This window comes from Bartonella sp. MR110HLJHH, from assembly GCF_042194225.1.
GTDB classification, from domain to species: Bacteria; Pseudomonadota; Alphaproteobacteria; order Rhizobiales; family Rhizobiaceae; genus Bartonella; species Bartonella grahamii.
In genome coordinates this window covers 1-712 of sequence record NZ_JBHIMQ010000093.1, presented here as the reverse complement: position 1 = coordinate 712, position 712 = coordinate 1, and the positions used below count along the sequence as shown (strand labels likewise).

The following is a 712-nucleotide window of genomic DNA, read 5'->3' as shown; positions in this document are numbered from 1 at the left end:
CAAGTTGAGGTTGTCATTCTCAATCAGGGGGAAGAAAGCAGTTTTGAAGAGGATTTAGTTAAAGATGTTTTAGAAATTATTACTGTCTTTAGTGCTGGTCTTTATGGAAGTCGTTCGAGAAAAAATCAAAGGTTATTAGAGAATGTTCGTCAAGCTGTAGAGGCATCGCAATGATTGTTGCTCACAAAATAGCTCTAGACTTAAACAATAAACAACGAAGCTACATGGCTCGAGCCAGTGGTTGCGCGCGCTTTGCTTATAATTGGGCACTGAAGGAATGGCAGCAGCAATATGAAGCATGGAAGAAAGATAATAATTTACCAAAGCCTAATGACTATGCGCTACGTAGACAATTCAATTCTCTAAAACGAGAACAATTTCCATAGATGATGGAAGTTACTAAAAATGCTCCACAAATGGCAATTATTCAATTGGGTGTGGCTTTTAAGAATTTCTTTTCAGGGAGAAGCCGATATCCCACTTTTAGAAAGAAAGGAGTGCACGATCGTTTTACTTTGACCAATGATCAAATACAGTTGCAAGGTTTCAAGATAAGAATTCCCAGACTTGGTTGGGTTCGTCTGCGAGAACAGTTGCGATTTCAAGGAAAGATCTTGTCAGCAACCATTAGCCGTAAAGCGGATCGGTGGTTTGTAAGTCTTAGCGTTGAAACAGATAATCAAGAGTCACTGAGCGAGAACCAAGCTATTGT

General features: G+C 39.5%; 1 protein-coding gene and 2 pseudogenes. All 3 read left to right on the top strand.

Translation table 11 applies throughout. The annotated features are described in order from the left end of the window. A pseudogene (locus ACFIKB_RS09545) lies at positions 1-174 on the top strand (IS607 family transposase); the annotation flags it as partial. Positions 175-224: 50 nt separating this feature from the next. Then, complete coding sequence (locus tag ACFIKB_RS09540) at positions 225-386, top strand: helix-turn-helix domain-containing protein (RefSeq protein ID WP_375653522.1); 162 nt, start codon at positions 225-227, stop codon at positions 384-386. After that, a pseudogene (locus ACFIKB_RS09535) lies at positions 387-712 on the top strand (RNA-guided endonuclease TnpB family protein); the annotation flags it as partial.